Genomic DNA, 15,220 nt, shown 5'->3' on the forward strand with positions numbered 1-15,220 from the left:
GCAAGATAGTCCGCATGCTATCTTGCCCCTCCTATCTTTTGTCCGACTTCCGTTCGATGCTCCCGACCTCCAGATCCCTGCGCCTGGCGCTCTACACCTTATTGATCATCGCCGGCGCCGCCCTCGCGGCCACCCTGGCCATGCGCCACACCGTGCGTCAGTCAATGGTCGAAGACGCTGGCCGCGCCAATCAGCAACTGGCGCTGTATGCCACGTCCCTGCATACCCTGATCGAACGTTACCGCGCCCTGCCCGCGGTGCTGGCGCTGGACCCGGAGCTGCGCTCGGCGCTCAAGGGGGCGGTGAGCCCCGAGCAGCAGGATGCGCTGAATCGCAAACTGGAAAAAATCAATGGCGCCGCCGAATCCTCGACCCTGGAACTGCTCGATCGCACCGGCCTCGCCGTAGCGGCGAGCAATTGGCGTTTGCCCAGCAGTTATGTCGGCCACAACTACGGTTTCCGTCCCTATTTCAACCAGACCCGCACCCAGGGCACGGGGCGCTTTTATGCCGTGGGGGTGACCAGCGGGATTCCCGGTTACTTCCTCTCCAGCGCGGTCAGCGATGACGACGGCCAGTTCCTCGGTGCCATGGTGGTGAAACTGGAATTTCCCGAACTGGAACGCGAGTGGCGTCAGGGCAGCGACACGCTGCTGGTCAGCGATGCGCGCGGGATCATCTTCATCGCCAACCAGCCGGGTTGGCGCTATCGCCTGCTCAAGCCGCTGAGCGACAGCGATCATGCCGAACTCAAGACCACTCGCCAGTACGACAAGCAGCCGCTGACGCCGCTTGAGTTTCAATCGTTGCGGCGCTTCGACGACAACAGTGACCTGACTCGGGTCGATGGCCCCGACGGCAAGGCCGATTACCTGTGGGAATCCCTGCCGCTGAGTACCGAGGGCTGGACCCTGCACCTGCTGCGGCGCCCGCAAGTCGCCTTCGAAGACAGCCGCAACGCCGCGCTTGCCGCGGCCGGGCTATGGCTGACCCTGGTGTTCCTGCTGCTGTTCCTCAATCAGCGCTGGCGCCTGGCCAAACTGCGTCAGCGCAGTCGCGAAGAACTCGAACGACTGGTAGAAGAACGCACCCGCGACCTGCGCACCGCCCAGGAAGGCCTGGTGCAGTCGGCCAAACTCGCGGCGCTGGGGCAGATGTCCGCCGCCCTGGCCCATGAGATCAACCAGCCGCTCACCGCCCAGCGCATGCAGCTTGCTACTCTGAGGCTGCTGCTCGACCACGGTCGCGTCGACGACGCCTATAAGGCGCTCAAACCGGTGGATGAAATGCTCACCCGCATGGCGGCCCTCACCGGCCATCTGAAAACCTTCGCTCGCAAAAGCCCCAGCGGTTTGCGCGAACGCCTGGACCTGGCGGCGGTGGTGGACCAGTCGCTGCAACTGCTCGATACCCGGTTGCGCGACGAACAGGTCAGCACGGTGCTGCACCTGACCCGCCCGGCCTGGGTGCGTGGCGATGCGATTCGCCTGGAACAGGTACTGATCAACCTGCTGCGCAATGCTCTTGATGCGATGCAGGATAAACCCTGCAAACGCCTGGAGATTCGCCTCGAGGCCGACGAACAATTGTGGCGCCTGAGCGTGATCGACAACGGTGGCGGTATCGCCGAAGAGAACCTGTCCAAGGTCTTCGATCCGTTCTTCACCACCAAACCGGTAGGCGAAGGCCTGGGCATCGGGCTGGCCGTGTCCTTTGCCATCGTTCATGAATCCGGCGGGCGCTTGAGTGCCGAAAATCATGACAAAGGGGCCGTGTTTACCGTGACCTTGCCCATCGACCTGGAGGTGCATGAACCATGCTGAACTCAGTGATCGTGGTCGACGACGAAAGCAGCATTCGCAGTGCCGTCGAGCAATGGTTGAGCCTGTCGGGTTTCGAGGTGCAACTGTTCAGCCGCGCCGATGAGTGCCTGGCGCAATTGCCCAGGCATTTTGCCGGGGTGATTCTCAGCGATGTGCGCATGCCCGGCATGACCGGCCTGGAACTGCTGGCCGAGGTGCAACGCCGGGATGCCGATTTGCCGGTGATCCTGCTGACCGGCCACGGCGACGTGCCGATGGCCGTCGAGGCCATGCGCGACGGCGCCTACGATTTCCTCGAAAAACCCTTCAGCCCGGAAACCCTGCTCGGCAGCCTGCGCCGCGCCCTCGACAAGCGCCGGCTGGTTCTGGAGAACCGCGCACTGCACGAGCAGGCGGACAACCGCGCCAAGCTGGATGCCACGCTGCTGGGCGTGTCCCGGGGCTTGCAGACCTTGCGCCGGCAGGTGCTGGACCTGGCAGCACTGCCGGTCAACGTGCTGATTCGCGGCGAAACCGGTAGCGGCAAGGAACTGGTCGCGCGTTGCCTGCACGACTTCGGGCCGCGGGCCGATAAGCCCTTTGTCGCACTCAACTGCGCGGCCATCCCCGAGCAATTGTTCGAGGCCGAGCTGTTCGGTCACGAGAGCGGCGCGTTCACCGGGGCGTCCGGCAAGCGCATCGGCAAGCTGGAGTACGCCGACGGCGGCACGCTGTTTCTCGATGAAATCGAAAGCATGCCGCTGGCCCAGCAAGTGAAGTTGCTGCGGGTGTTGCAGGAGCAAAAGCTTGAACGACTGGGCTCGAACCAGAGCATCCGCGTGGATTTGCGCATCATTGCCGCGACCAAACCGGACCTGCTCGACGAAGCGCGGGCCGGACGTTTTCGCGAAGACCTGGCCTATCGTTTGAACGTCGCTGAACTACGCCTGCCGCCCTTGCGCGAACGCCGTGAAGACATACCCTTGCTGTTCGAATCCTTTGCCCAAAACGCCGCCGAACGCCTGGGACGTAAATTTCCACCGTTGAGCGGCGCGCAGTTGAGTCACCTGCTGAGCCACGACTGGCCGGGCAACGTGCGCGAACTGGCGAACGTCGCCGAGCGTCAGGTATTGGGGCTCGGTGAACCGGAGCCCTTGGGCATCGAACCCGGCCAGTCACTGGCGGCGCAGCAGGAAGCGTTCGAAGCGCAATGCCTGCGTGCGGCATTGACCCGGCACAACGGCGATGTGAAAGCGGTGCTCGAAGAACTGCAACTGCCGCGCCGGACTTTCAATGAAAAAATGCAGCGGCATGGGTTGAGCAGAGAGATGTTTCTGTAGCGTCTGGACTGGCCTCTTCGCGGGCAAGCCCGCTCCCACAGTGGATCTGTGTACGCCGAACATTGTGGGAGCGAGCTTGCTCGCGATGGGGCCGGCAAAGGCAATACAAATACACCTCCCGACAAGCAATTTTCCGCTCACCACCAAACTTTTATAGGCGGATTTCCGCTCACCGAAACACCCTCCCCCCTCTAAACCGGCCCTCTCCCCGTTGGCACAGCTCCTGCTATAGCCCCTGCAGGCTGCGTTTAATCGCACTCCACAAAAACAATTAAATGAAGGATCCTTCAATGGATAACTCCAACGCCCTGCCCCTTGGGTCGGCTGCCGTACCGGCCAAAGAAAGAACCACTTCCAGCCGCATCAAATCGATCTTCAGCGGTTCCGTTGGCAACATGGTCGAGTGGTACGACTGGTACGTCTACGCCGCCTTCTCCCTGTACTTCGCCAAGACCTTCTTCCCCAAAGGCGACACCACCGCCCAACTGCTCAACACCGCCGCGATCTTCGCCGTGGGCTTCCTGATGCGTCCGATCGGTGGCTGGCTGATGGGTCTGTATGCCGACAAGGTCGGGCGCAAAAAGGCCCTGATGGCCTCGGTGTACCTGATGTGCTTCGGCTCGCTGCTGATCGCCCTGAGCCCGAGTTATGAAGTCATCGGCATCGGCGCGCCGATCCTGCTGGTGTTCGCGCGCTTGCTGCAAGGCCTGTCGGTGGGTGGCGAATACGGCACCTCCGCCACTTACCTCAGCGAGATGGCGACCAAGGAGCGTCGCGGCTTCTACTCCAGCTTCCAGTACGTGACGCTGATCTCCGGCCAGCTCATCGCTTTGGCGGTGCTGATTGTCCTGCAGAACTTCCTCACCACCGAGGAGCTCTACGCCTGGGGCTGGCGCATCCCGTTCGCCATCGGCGCGCTGTGTGCCGTGGTGGCGCTGTACCTGCGTCGCGGCATGGAAGAGACCGAGTCGTTCACCAAGAAAGAAAAAGCCAAGGAAAGCGCGATGCGCACCTTGATGCGTCACCCCAAGGAACTGATGACCGTGGTCGGCCTGACCATGGGCGGTACCCTGGCGTTCTACACCTACACCACCTATATGCAGAAATACCTGGTGAACACCGTCGGCATGAGCATTTCCGACTCCACCACCATTTCCGCTGCCACGTTGTTCCTGTTCATGTGCCTGCAACCGATCATCGGCGGGCTGTCAGATAAAATCGGTCGTCGGCCGATCCTGATTGCCTTCGGCATTCTGGGCACGCTGTTCACCGTACCGATCCTGACCACCCTGCACACCATTACGACCTGGTGGGGTGCGTTCTTCCTGATCATGGCAGCGCTGATCATCGTCAGCGGCTACACCTCGATCAACGCCGTGGTGAAAGCCGAACTGTTCCCGACCGAAATCCGCGCCTTGGGCGTGGGCCTGCCGTACGCACTGACCGTCTCGATCTTCGGCGGTACCGCTGAATACATCGCGCTGTGGTTCAAGAGCATCGGCATGGAGACGGGTTACTACTGGTACGTTACCGCGTGCATTGCCGTGTCGTTGCTGGTGTACGTCACCATGAAAGACACCCGCAAGCATTCGCGGATCGTCACTGACTGATCGCCAATCGACGCTCACTGCAACGGTGAGCGCCAAGGCCCTTCGTGAACGAGCTCGCGAAGGGCACCATTCGTCTCACCCTTGAGCAAGATAATCATCGGTTAATGCACCGGCAGCAGCCTGCAGCTGAGTGCATCCATATCAACAGGACGCACGTATATCCAGTACAGGCCTCGAAGGAGTGTCTGAACTTACCCATAGCGAACGTACCTGGAGTACCTGTCATGAAAACCCGATTGATCCTTGCCCTCGCCCTTTCCGTGCTGGCTGCCAATACCTTTGCAGCCGATGGCTACGACAAAACCGGCTCGGCCTCCTTCGGTTCCGGTGCCAGCGCCGCGATCGAACGCAGCCATTCGGGCGCCTATGCCTCTGACGGTTTTAATAAAACCGGCACAGCAGGCGCTATCGCTGCCGACGGCTTCGACAAAACCGGTAGCGCTGAAGCTATCGGCTGATCGTGGAGGGAAATTCACAGCCCGGCTTCGGCCGGGCTTAGTCGTTTTTGGGGGAATGTAAAAATGCCCGAATCGACCACTGTACCTGTGTGCGAGCTTGCTCGCGAAGGCGTCAGTCCTGACACCACCGTCCAGGCTGACTGTCACACTTTGTCTCATCTTAAGTTATGCTCGCCGTTCGTCGTGAACGCCGGAGCCCTTGAGCCTATGTCCCCCATTCGCCTGCTTGTCCCCCTCGCCCTCGCCTTGCTGGCCGGATGCGCCATGCAACCTGCACACAACGTGACCGTGGAAAGACAAAGCGAATGTCCGGTGCAGCTCAGCAACGGGCAAAACCTGATCCTGACCCTGCCGAGCAATCCGACCACGGGCTATCGCTGGGCGATCCAGGATTCCGCCGGCGGTGTGTTGCACGCCCTGGGGCCAGAGGTTTATCGAAACCCGGAAGATGCCGGCATCGTCGGCGCCGCCGGGGTCTCGACCTGGCGCTTTCAGGCTTTTGCTACTGGCACCGGGCGTTTGCGCCTGACCTCGCAACAGCCATGGGCGCCGGAAGTGCTGCCGGTGGATTCGTTCGACTGCGCGATCTCGGTCAACTGACCGTGGGCTGGCTGATTCTGGCGCTGATGGGCGCGGTGACCTTTCTTTATGGCCTGAGCGTGCATGCGTCCCTGCTGTGCCTGCTGGTCAAGCCGCTACCGGTGCTGGCCCTGCTCGGCTGGCTGCACGATGCGCCACCCGGCGAATATCGGCGCTGGATCAGCCTGGGGTTGATTTTCTCCCTGGTCGGCGACGTGTTGCTGGCATGGCCGGGGGATTTGTTCGTTTTTGGCCTTGGCGCGTTTCTGGTCGCGCACCTGGCTTATCTCAAGGCTTATCTGAGCGATTGCCGGCGCCTGGCCGTACTGCCGCTGGTGCTGGCCCTCGGTGTCGGCGCCGTCCTGCTGGGGATTCTGATTTCCAACGGCCTCGGCCCATTGCTGGTGCCAGTGATTGTCTATGGCACGGCGATCAGCGCCATGCTCTGGCGCGCCCTGGCCCGACTCGGGACCGACGTGCCCAAACGCTCGGCGCTGCTGGCGGCGGCAGGGGCGGTGGCGTTCGTGTTCTCCGACAGCGTGATTGGCATCAGCCGGTTTGTGGTGCCGTTCGATGCGGCGTCTTATGTGATCATCCTCAGCTATTGGTTGGGGCAATGGGGGATCACTGCCTCGGCGTTCAGCCAAAGACCGCGTTGAATTCTTCGCGAGCAGGCTCGCTCCCACATTTGATCGACTGTGAACACATGATTTGTGTTCGACAGGTCCATTGTGGGAGCGAGCCTGCTCGCGATAGCTATCTCACTGACAATGAAGAATCCAGGCGTGCCCCGCCGCTTTATCAGACAACCCGCGCATCCCCGCGCCAACTTGGCTAAAATGCCGGCCTTTTCCACCTAGACCGCTGGAACCGCCGTGAGCAAAGAACCCGATCGCCTTTTCGCCCAGCCTTTGGCCCAGGTGCCTGACTTCGCCTTCAACGAAGACGTAGTGCGGGTGTTCCCGGACATGATCAAGCGCTCGGTGCCGGGTTATCCGACCATCGTCGAAAACCTCGGCGTGCTCGCCGCGCAGTTCGCCCAGCCCCACAGCGTGCTCTACGACCTTGGCTCGTCGCTGGGTGCCGTGACCCAGGCCCTGCGCCGTCATGTGCGCACCGACGGTTGCCGGGTGATCGCTGTGGATAACTCCGCGGCCATGGTCGAACGCTGCCGCGAGTACCTCAACGGTCAGGATTCGATGTTCCAGGAGTTGCTGCCGGTCGAGGTGATCGAAGGCGACATCCTCGCGCTGGAGTTCCAGCCGGCCTCGGTGGTCGCGCTGAACTTCACCCTGCAATTCATCGCCCCGGACCAGCGCACGGCGTTGCTGTCGCGCATCCGTCAGTCGCTGTTGCCTGGTGGTGCCCTGATCCTCTCGGAAAAACTGCGCTTCGAAGACGAGCAGGAGCACGCGTTGCTCACTGACCTGCACATCGCCTTCAAACGCGCCAATGGCTACAGCGAGCTGGAAATCGCCCAGAAGCGCAGCGCCATCGAAAACGTCATGAAGCCCGACAGCCTCGAAGAACACCGCGAACGCCTGTTGGCCGCCGGGTTCTCGAAAGTCGTGCCGTGGTTCCAGTGTCTTAACTTTGCCTCGTTGATTGCCTTGCCATGATTGATCTGTCCCCCCTCGCCCGCCGTCTGGCCGGCACCCCATTGGCCGACTGGGCCAACACCCTGCAAGCGCAACTCGACAAGAAAATGGAAAAGGGCCATGGCGACCTGGAACGCTGGCAAAGCGCGCTGGACGCCCTGCCGAAGATCCAGCCGAGCGAAGTCGATTTGCTCAATGGCCTGAAGCTGGATACTGATTGCAGCGACGAGACCCGCGCGCAAATGCGCACTGCGCTGATGGGACTGTCGCCATGGCGCAAGGGGCCGTTCGACCTGTTCGGCGTGCACGTCGACACCGAATGGCGCTCGGACTGGAAGTGGTCGCGGGTCGCTCCGCACCTGGACCTGAAAGGCAAGCGCATCCTCGATGTCGGCTGCGGCAACGGTTATTACATGTGGCGCATGCTCGGCGCCGGCGCCGACAGCGTGATCGGTGTCGACCCCAACTGGCTGTTCTTCTGCCAGTTCCAGGCGGTGCAACGTTACCTGTCCGAGCCGAATGCCTGGCACCTGCCCTTCCCGTTCGAAGACCTGCCGCCGAACCTCGAAGGGTTCGACACGGTGTTTTCCATGGGCGTGTTCTACCACCGCCGTTCGCCCATCGAGCATTTGCTGGCGCTGAAGGATTGCCTGGTCAAGGGCGGTGAACTGGTGCTGGAAACGCTGGTAGTTGAAGGTGACAAACATCAGGTGCTGGTGCCGGAAGACCGCTACGCGCAGATGCGTAATGTGTGGTTCCTGCCGTCGGTGCCGGCGCTGGAGCTGTGGTTGCGACGTGCCGGGTTCACCGATGTGAAGTGCGTGGATGTGAGCACCACCACGGTCGAGGAACAGCGCGGGACGGAGTGGATGAAGTATCAGTCGCTCAGTGATTTCCTCGATCCCGAGGATCACAGCAAGACCGTTGAAGGGCTGCCGGCGCCGATGCGGGCAGTGATTGTGGCTCGTAAGTAAAACGATTTTTCAAACGCTGCAAAAACCTGTGGGAGCGAGCTTGCTCGCTCCCACATTTGGTTTTGTGTTTAGTCTGAAGGCTTTGCGCGGCGGGCCTTGAAGAACTCGCTGAGCACCGCCCCGCACTCCTCCGCCAACACCCCGCCTTCATACAACACCCGGTGATTCAAAAAGCCCTGGGTAAAGAACTGCCCCTGGCTCTGCACAATCCCCGCCTTCGGCTCCAGCGCGCCGTACACCACCCGCGCAATCCGCGAGTGCACGATCAGGCCTGCGCACATGCTGCACGGTTCCAGCGTCACATACAGCGTGCTACCCGGCAGACGATAGTTGCTCACCGCTTGAGCGGCGGCGCGGATCGCGACCATTTCCGCGTGGGCGCTGGGATCGCTGGCACTGATCGGGCAGTTGAAGCCGCGACCAATGATTTCCCCGTCCTGCACCAGCACCGCGCCCACCGGCACTTCGCCGAGGGCTGCACCTTGGGCCGCCAGTGCCAAGGCCTCACGCATGAATTCGCGATCACGGCTGCGGTCGATGATGGCGGCGGGACGAATCTGACGCATCACGCCACCTCGATAGCGGCCATCAGGCCGGTTTCCATGTGGTCGATCACATGGCAGTGGAACATCCATACACCCGGGTTATCCGCCACCAGCGCTACCTGCGCGCGCTCGTTCTTGCCCAGCAGGTAGGTGTCGGTGAAATACGGAATGACCTTGTGCCGGTTCGAGGCGATGACCTTGAAACTCATGCCGTGCAGGTGAATCGGGTGCTGGTACTGAGTCATGTTCTTCAATTCGAAAATGTAGCTCTTGCCCTTCTCGAGCCTGGCAATCGGGCGGTCGGCGCAGGTCTTGTCGGTGATGTCCCAGGCTTTGCCGTTGATCTGCCACAGGCTCGGCGGCTTGCCGTTATCAACGTTGACCGATACCGAGCCGACCCATTCGAAATTGAAGTTGAGTTTCTCGGCATTGGCCAGGTCCGGCTCGGCGATCGGGTTGGCCGGCAGTGCCGGCGGCCACTCGGTCGGCGCATCGGCATTGGCCACCGAACGGAACGTACCCAGGCGTACCGGGCCGTTGCGCAGCGACAACTCCTCACCGGCCGGCGGGGCCTTGATCGCCAGGCAAATACGCATGCCCGGACCGAGCCAGTACTCCTTGCCAAGCGGTCGTGGCTCGACCGGGTTGCCGTCCAGCGCATAGATCTGCGCCTCGACTCCGGGAATGTTCAGGCGATAAGTCAGGGTGTTATCGAGGTTGAGCAGACGCACACGGGTAATCTGCCCGGCCGGCAGGTCGATCACCGCTTGCGGCACGCCATTGATGGTCGCCAGGCGCCCCGCCGTACCACCACGGGCCGCTTCACGGGGAATGCTGAACTCGACGAAATTACCGACGTCGTCGACATGCCAGCTCTTGAGGCTCAAGGTCTTTTCATACTTGAAACCGGTCGGCTCGCGTTCGTCGATGATCAACGGGCCGACCAGACCGCGACCGAGCTCTTCACTGCTGTTCACATGCGGGTGATACCAGTAGCTGCCGGCATCCGGCACGCGAAATTTGTAATCGAAGTACTCACCCGGCAACACCGGCAATTGCGACACGTAAGGTACGCCGTCCATTTCCAGCGGCAGGCGGATGCCGTGCCAGTGAATGGTGGTGGCGACCGGCAGGTGGTTGATGAACCGCACCCGCAGCCATTCACCCTGGCGCACCCGCAATTCGGTGCCCGGCGCCGACGGGCCGAAGGCCCAGGCCTGGGTCTTGTGCCCGGCTACCAGTTCCACGTCCAGCGGCGCTGCGATCAGCTCGTAATCGTGACCCGCCTCGGCGTCAGCCATCTTGCCCAGCCAGTAGCGCGACGCGCCCCCCGCACCGACGCCAACGACAACAAGACCGGCCAGGCCACCGAGGATTTGGCGACGGGTAAACGACATGAACTCAACTACCTCACGTATCAGCAACAGGCCCGTGGCCCGCAAAAGGCGAATACGATACACCCGCAGTTGTGAAAGAAACAGCAAAGCGGGCGTGACGACGGGCCGCAGCCGGGCGGCCTCTGACAACAAAGATCTATTAATCCCTGACAACGTGCGCCGCTTTCCCTACAGATCCGGCTGTAGTCCGCAGCGCATAGTGCCGACCTTAAACCCATCCATTTCTCAAGGAGAGAGAGATGAATTCTTCAGATACAAGTACTCAATTCCCACTCCCGGACCCCGACGATGTGCAGGCCCTCAAGGACCTGGTGCTTCCGTTCGTGGAAGCCTGTCCCGACATGCACGACATGGCCCATATCGAGGCTCAGGCAATTCTGGACAAATACGGTATCCAGCACATCGACCCGGACCAGGTCTGGTGGCACCGTTTCGACAACACGTCGGTCACCAGCACCAAAGCCTTCCTGTTCTGGGAACACTATCCCAAGCCCATTGAGTCGCTGACCTTGCCGCAACTGGTGGTCCAGCGCTTTCAAGCCCACGACCAGGACAATGCCGACCTGCTGGATAGTGATGGCGGGTTCTACAACGAGGGAGCGAACGCCCGGATCTACAACGAAACCAACGAAGTGAAGATGCACCCCAGCGTGGTCATCAAGGACCTGTGGCGCATCAATTTTCACGACCGCTATTGGGAGAAGATGGGCGCTTTCTGGCGCAATCATTCGGATAATTTTCGAACCCTGGCCAAGCTCAATTTCATTTCCAAGGCGTTGGAGGAACACGACGGCTCACGCCTGAGCAACGAAAACCTCAAAACTGTGCTCAAGGCGGTGGCCGGCCATCTCACCTGGCCCGTTACCCTGGACATGCTCAGGGCCCACGAACCGCCTGTCGAAGGCCTGCGAGTCACACCGCTGTGCATCGGCAACTACATGTCCAGTGACATACTGCGCATCATCGACCGAGACGGACGGCAGATTCTCTATACCCCGGGGGAAACGGATGCCTTCCATGTATTAGAAACCCCCCACGACCTGCACTGGTGGTTGCTGTGCCAGAACAACCATCCGGACAACCGCGCCCGGTTCATGGCGCACTTCCCCTTATCGGCTCAGCAGCAGGATGAGGACAACGTTGGCCTGAACCACACCATCGACTTGCTGTATGTGACGTGGGGCAAATACGACCATAGCCTGTTCGAGCCAGACATACCGGATATCGATGTTGACACCTTCACCTGGCTCCGAGACTCGGTCAGGGAGCGCATGTTCGACGACGCGGATATGTCCTTACGCTCCAATGCCGACCTGCGGGAAAAAATGTGGATCGGCTATCTGAGTACGTTCACCCGACTCTTTGGCGCCATGTCCTGCGCCGGCTGGCCCGTGGCCCTGGCCGCCGTCGGTGCCGGCATCGCCAACATCGGCCTGAACATCGACCAGGCCGTCAACGGCATGAACGCCCAGGAACGCAAGGCCGGCGTACTCGGCGCCATCTTCAGTAGCATCGACACCCTCTTCAATGCGCTGGCGCTCGGCGGCTCGGCCGAGTTGGCGGAAGTCGGCGAAGCCAAAGACGAGTTCACCCCACAGGAGAACCTTGGCGGCGAAAACGAACACCCCGAAGGCGCCCCGCCGAAAATCACCGTCGCCGCTCCTGGCCGAACGTATGTCATGGAAGGTGAAAACCCGCTGACTCCTTTCGAGACCAACGAAGTACTCGATGGCCTGGAGGTAGCGGCCGAGGAAGGCAAATACCAAAACATTTATCAGCCGGCGACAGGTGGCAACTACATCAGGATCAATGACGACTACTACCTGGTGCGTTACGTCAACGAGCTGAAGACCTGGGTCATCATCGACCCCGCCAACCCGTTCTCGTTTCACCGCAGCCTGCCGGTTCGTTTGAACGACGAGGGTGAATGGATTCTCCTGACACGCCCGGGGCTTTATGGTGGCGGGAGGATTTTCGGCAAGCTGCCTTGGGGGCGCTCCCCAGCACGGCTGCCCGATATGAACAGCGCCCCGACCCCCTACGATGTGCCAGTTGAGTTGCGCCAGGAGCTCAAGCCAGTGGCTTGGGGGCACGCGAATGAAAGGGCACTGGACGATCAATTCGTCAATATCGAAAACCCGGATGGCCCTATCGCTCGGTTCAAGGTATTTCGCAAAAGATTGCACGATGATGCAGAGGCTTTCTTTGCCAGCCAGACTGTCCCTGCGCGCCCTTCTATTCCAGCCTTCAGCTCTGCCAGCTCACCAAAAAACATCGTCCAGACACTTTACAAGGAGTCCCCTTGCCTGGTGATCGGCGAAAATCACGCAAGTATCGGCAGTAAACAGTTTTTGATCGAAAACATGGAGCTACTCGGCAAACAGAAAGTCAAAACGCTGTACATGGAACACCTGCTCACCGACTTCCACCAGGCAGATCTGGACATTTTCAATCGAGGCGGCGAACTTTCGGAAGATCTCGAGAGCTACCTCAAAGATCTCGACGCGGGCCATCACACCGACCCTTCGGGTGAATTCACCTTTCTGAACGTGGTAAGGACCGCACAAAAAAATCATATCCGCATACAAGCCATAGACTGCACCGCCAGCTATCGGTCCACGGGGATTCTTGGCGCTTCTGATACCTTCCGGCAAAAGATGATGAACTACTTCGCCAAATGGGTGATCGACGCCGATCAGGCACTGAGGGGCCCACATCGCTGGATAGCGCTGGTCGGTGATAGCCACGCCAATACCTGGCACGAAGTCACGGGACTCAGTGAGCTGGAAGGGGGCATTGGTTTGCGCATCGAAAGTGCAGAACCCGACCAGCCCGGCGGCATCGAGCCCGATCCAGGAAGGACCGCCACCACCCCAGGTGGGCTGACGCCGGATTTCGTCAAGAATGACTTGCGCCTGCAGATCGCACTGCCCCCCAAAAGGGTCAGGAGGATATTGCTGGAGGCCGCTCTGAGTGAGCCTGGAATGGTCACTATTGATAAGTTTGGCTCCAGCTACGTGCTGGTTCACCGCAGTCGCGACCTGACGCTCGTGGTCACACCCATTGAGCACGATGCTCGTGGCCTCTACATCAACCGCCCGCAGTGGGGCAGCATCAGTAACAAACGCTTTGCAAATCTGGCCGAGCTTGGCGAAGCACTCGATCGCCTCGGCCTGAAACGCGTACACGCCTCTTGAAACGAAAAAAGCCCCGGGTCTCTCGACCCGGGGCTTCGCTTGCCATTATCGATTTGAACCTGGCTTCACAGGTTCAATTCGATCATTCCCACTCAATGGTCGCTGGCGGCTTGCTCGACACGTCGTAGGTGACGCGGGAGATGCCTTCGATTTCATTGATGATGCGGCCGCTGACGGTTTCCAGCAGTTCGTAAGGCAGGTGTGCCCAACGCGCGGTCATGAAGTCGATGGTCTCTACGGCACGCAGGGCCACGACCCAGGCGTAACGACGGCCATCGCCGACCACGCCAACCGATTTCACCGGCTGGAACACCACGAATGCCTGGCTGACCTTGTGGTACCAGTCGGCCTTGCGCAGTTCTTCGATGAAGATGTGGTCGGCGCGACGCAGCAGGTCGGCGTATTCCTTCTTCACTTCACCGAGGATGCGCACACCCAGGCCCGGGCCCGGGAACGGATGACGGTAGACCATGTCGTACGGCAGGCCCAGTTCCAGGCCCAGACGACGGACTTCGTCCTTGAACAGTTCGCGCAGTGGCTCGACCAGTTTCAAGTTCATCTCTTCCGGCAGGCCGCCCACGTTGTGGTGCGACTTGATCACGTGGGCCTTGCCGCTTTTCGCGCCAGCCGACTCGATCACGTCCGGGTAGATGGTGCCCTGGGCCAGGTACTTGATGTTGTCCAGTTTGTTGGACTGGGCATCGAACACGTCGATGAAGGTGCGGCCGATGATCTTGCGCTTCTTCTCCGGGTCGGCTTCGCCGGCCAGGTTGTTCAGGAACTGCTCTTCGGCGTTGGCGCGGATCACCTTGACGCCCATGTTCTCGGCGAACATGGCCATCACTTGCTCGCCTTCGTGCAGGCGCAGCAGGCCGTTGTCGACGAACACGCAGGTCAACTGATCGCCAATGGCTTTGTGCAGCAGTGCGGCAACCACGGACGAGTCCACGCCGCCGGACAGGCCGAGCAGGACGTTGTCGGTGCCGACCTGGGCGCGAACCTGGGCGATGGCGTCTTCAGCAATCTTCGATGGCGTCCACAGGGCTTCGCAGCCGCAGATGTCGAGGATGAAGCGCGACAGGATGCGACCGCCTTGCTTGGTGTGGGTCACTTCCGGGTGGAACTGCACGCCGTAGTAGCCGCGAGCATCGTTGAACATACCGGCGATCGGGCAGCTCGGGGTGCTGGCCAGGATGTGGAAGTCTTCCGGCATGCGGGTAACTTTGTCACCGTGGCTCATCCACACGTCGAGGCCGAACAGGCCGTCGGCGTCGATGTGGTCTTCGATACCGTCGAGCAGGCGGCTCTTGCCGACCACGTCTACGCGGGCATAACCGAACTCACGCAGCTCGGAACCTTCAACCTTGCCGCCCAGTTGCTCGGCCATGGTCTGCATGCCGTAGCAGATACCGAAGACCGGCACGCCCAGGTCGAACACCGCTTGCGGGCAGCGCGGGCTGTTGGCTTCGTGAACCGACTCCGGGCCACCGGCGAGGATGACGCCTTTAGGAGCGAATTCGCGGATCGCATCTTCGTCCATGTCGAACGGGTGCAGTTCGCAGTACACGCCGATTTCACGCACGCGGCGGGCGATCAGCTGGGTGTACTGGGAACCGAAGTCGAGGATCAGGATGCGGTGAGCGTGAATGTCGAGGGCCATGATTCAGTCTCGTCTAAAAAATTCGGAAACAGTCGTGATTCAGAAACAACTCGGGGCTGA

Annotated in this window: 12 protein-coding genes; 9 read left to right on the forward strand and 3 right to left on the reverse strand. The window is 60.8% G+C overall.

Going from position 1 to position 15,220, the window contains the following annotated elements:
* The first annotated feature begins 56 nt into the window (after positions 1–56).
* The 8 genes from AC3IT9_RS23300 to cmoB all read left to right on the forward strand — a co-directional run bounded on the left by AC3IT9_RS23300 (position 57) and on the right by cmoB (position 8,361).
* A complete protein-coding gene (locus AC3IT9_RS23300; protein WP_150757959.1) occupies positions 57–1,823 on the forward strand; it encodes a sensor histidine kinase in 1,767 nt (588 codons plus the stop codon).
* Entirely contained in the window at positions 1,817–3,142 is a 1,326-nt protein-coding gene (locus tag AC3IT9_RS23305; protein WP_489271125.1) for a sigma-54-dependent transcriptional regulator, read from the forward strand. Before AC3IT9_RS23300 ends, AC3IT9_RS23305 begins: the two co-directional genes overlap by 7 nt.
* Positions 3,143–3,432: 290 nt before the next feature.
* Positions 3,433–4,752 carry an MFS transporter gene (locus AC3IT9_RS23310; RefSeq protein WP_150757933.1) on the forward strand — a complete coding sequence of 440 codons (1,320 nt, stop codon included), beginning with the start codon at positions 3,433–3,435 and terminating at the stop codon, positions 4,750–4,752.
* A gap of 224 nt (positions 4,753–4,976) precedes the next feature.
* Positions 4,977–5,210: a hypothetical protein gene (locus tag AC3IT9_RS23315; protein WP_150754477.1), complete on the forward strand. Its 234-nt coding sequence runs from the start codon at positions 4,977–4,979 to the stop codon at positions 5,208–5,210.
* Positions 5,211–5,417: 207 nt separating this feature from the next.
* The gene (locus AC3IT9_RS23320) at positions 5,418–5,810 is read left to right on the forward strand and encodes a protease inhibitor I42 family protein (protein ID WP_489271126.1); all 393 of its coding nucleotides are present in this window, start codon (positions 5,418–5,420) and stop codon (positions 5,808–5,810) included.
* A 2-nt stretch (positions 5,811–5,812) separates the two neighbouring features.
* Positions 5,813–6,448 carry a lysoplasmalogenase gene (locus tag AC3IT9_RS23325; protein ID WP_150757960.1) on the forward strand — a complete coding sequence of 212 codons (636 nt, stop codon included), beginning with the start codon at positions 5,813–5,815 and terminating at the stop codon, positions 6,446–6,448.
* A gap of 216 nt (positions 6,449–6,664) precedes the next feature.
* Positions 6,665–7,408 (forward strand): carboxy-S-adenosyl-L-methionine synthase CmoA, encoded by a 744-nt coding sequence (cmoA, locus tag AC3IT9_RS23330; protein WP_150754479.1) that lies wholly within the window; start codon positions 6,665–6,667, stop codon positions 7,406–7,408.
* Complete coding sequence (cmoB, locus tag AC3IT9_RS23335) at positions 7,405–8,361, forward strand: tRNA 5-methoxyuridine(34)/uridine 5-oxyacetic acid(34) synthase CmoB (protein ID WP_150726749.1); 957 nt, start codon at positions 7,405–7,407, stop codon at positions 8,359–8,361. The genes cmoA and cmoB overlap by 4 nt, the downstream gene beginning before the upstream one ends.
* 68 nt (positions 8,362–8,429) lie before the next feature.
* Here cmoB and tadA read toward each other — a convergent pair whose 3' ends face one another.
* Together tadA and AC3IT9_RS23345 are read right to left on the reverse strand one after the other, a co-directional pair.
* Positions 8,430–8,927 (reverse strand): tRNA adenosine(34) deaminase TadA, encoded by a 498-nt coding sequence (gene tadA / locus AC3IT9_RS23340; RefSeq protein WP_223460321.1) that lies wholly within the window; start codon positions 8,925–8,927, stop codon positions 8,430–8,432.
* Positions 8,927–10,303 (reverse strand): multicopper oxidase family protein, encoded by a 1,377-nt coding sequence (locus tag AC3IT9_RS23345; RefSeq protein ID WP_489271127.1) that lies wholly within the window; start codon positions 10,301–10,303, stop codon positions 8,927–8,929. Before AC3IT9_RS23345 ends, tadA begins: the two co-directional genes overlap by 1 nt.
* A gap of 239 nt (positions 10,304–10,542) precedes the next feature.
* Here AC3IT9_RS23345 and AC3IT9_RS23350 point away from each other — a divergent pair, with 239 nt between their 5' ends.
* Positions 10,543–13,500 (forward strand): membrane-targeted effector domain-containing toxin, encoded by a 2,958-nt coding sequence (locus AC3IT9_RS23350; RefSeq protein WP_489271128.1) that lies wholly within the window; start codon positions 10,543–10,545, stop codon positions 13,498–13,500.
* Between the two features lie 82 nt (positions 13,501–13,582).
* On the opposite strand, the gene guaA is transcribed toward AC3IT9_RS23350, so the two are convergent.
* Positions 13,583–15,160 (reverse strand): glutamine-hydrolyzing GMP synthase, encoded by a 1,578-nt coding sequence (gene guaA, locus AC3IT9_RS23355; protein ID WP_150726753.1) that lies wholly within the window; start codon positions 15,158–15,160, stop codon positions 13,583–13,585.
* Between the last annotated feature and the right edge of the window lie 60 nt (positions 15,161–15,220).

The organism is Pseudomonas sp. KH_046_1 (assembly GCF_057839025.1).

Coding starts and splice junctions, on each gene's coding strand:
- AC3IT9_RS23300 (WP_150757959.1), top strand. CDS start 57: ATGCTCCCGACCTCCAGATCCCTGCGCCTGGCGCTCTACACCTTATTG.
- AC3IT9_RS23305 (WP_489271125.1), top strand. CDS start 1,817: ATGCTGAACTCAGTGATCGTGGTCGACGACGAAAGCAGCATTCGCAGT.
- AC3IT9_RS23310 (WP_150757933.1), top strand. CDS start 3,433: ATGGATAACTCCAACGCCCTGCCCCTTGGGTCGGCTGCCGTACCGGCC.
- AC3IT9_RS23315 (WP_150754477.1), top strand. CDS start 4,977: ATGAAAACCCGATTGATCCTTGCCCTCGCCCTTTCCGTGCTGGCTGCC.
- AC3IT9_RS23320 (WP_489271126.1), top strand. CDS start 5,418: ATGTCCCCCATTCGCCTGCTTGTCCCCCTCGCCCTCGCCTTGCTGGCC.
- cmoB (WP_150726749.1), top strand. CDS start 7,405: ATGATTGATCTGTCCCCCCTCGCCCGCCGTCTGGCCGGCACCCCATTG.
- tadA (WP_223460321.1), bottom strand. CDS start 8,927: ATGCGTCAGATTCGTCCCGCCGCCATCATCGACCGCAGCCGTGATCGC.
- AC3IT9_RS23345 (WP_489271127.1), bottom strand. CDS start 10,303: ATGTCGTTTACCCGTCGCCAAATCCTCGGTGGCCTGGCCGGTCTTGTT.
- AC3IT9_RS23350 (WP_489271128.1), top strand. CDS start 10,543: ATGAATTCTTCAGATACAAGTACTCAATTCCCACTCCCGGACCCCGAC.
- guaA (WP_150726753.1), bottom strand. CDS start 15,160: ATGGCCCTCGACATTCACGCTCACCGCATCCTGATCCTCGACTTCGGT.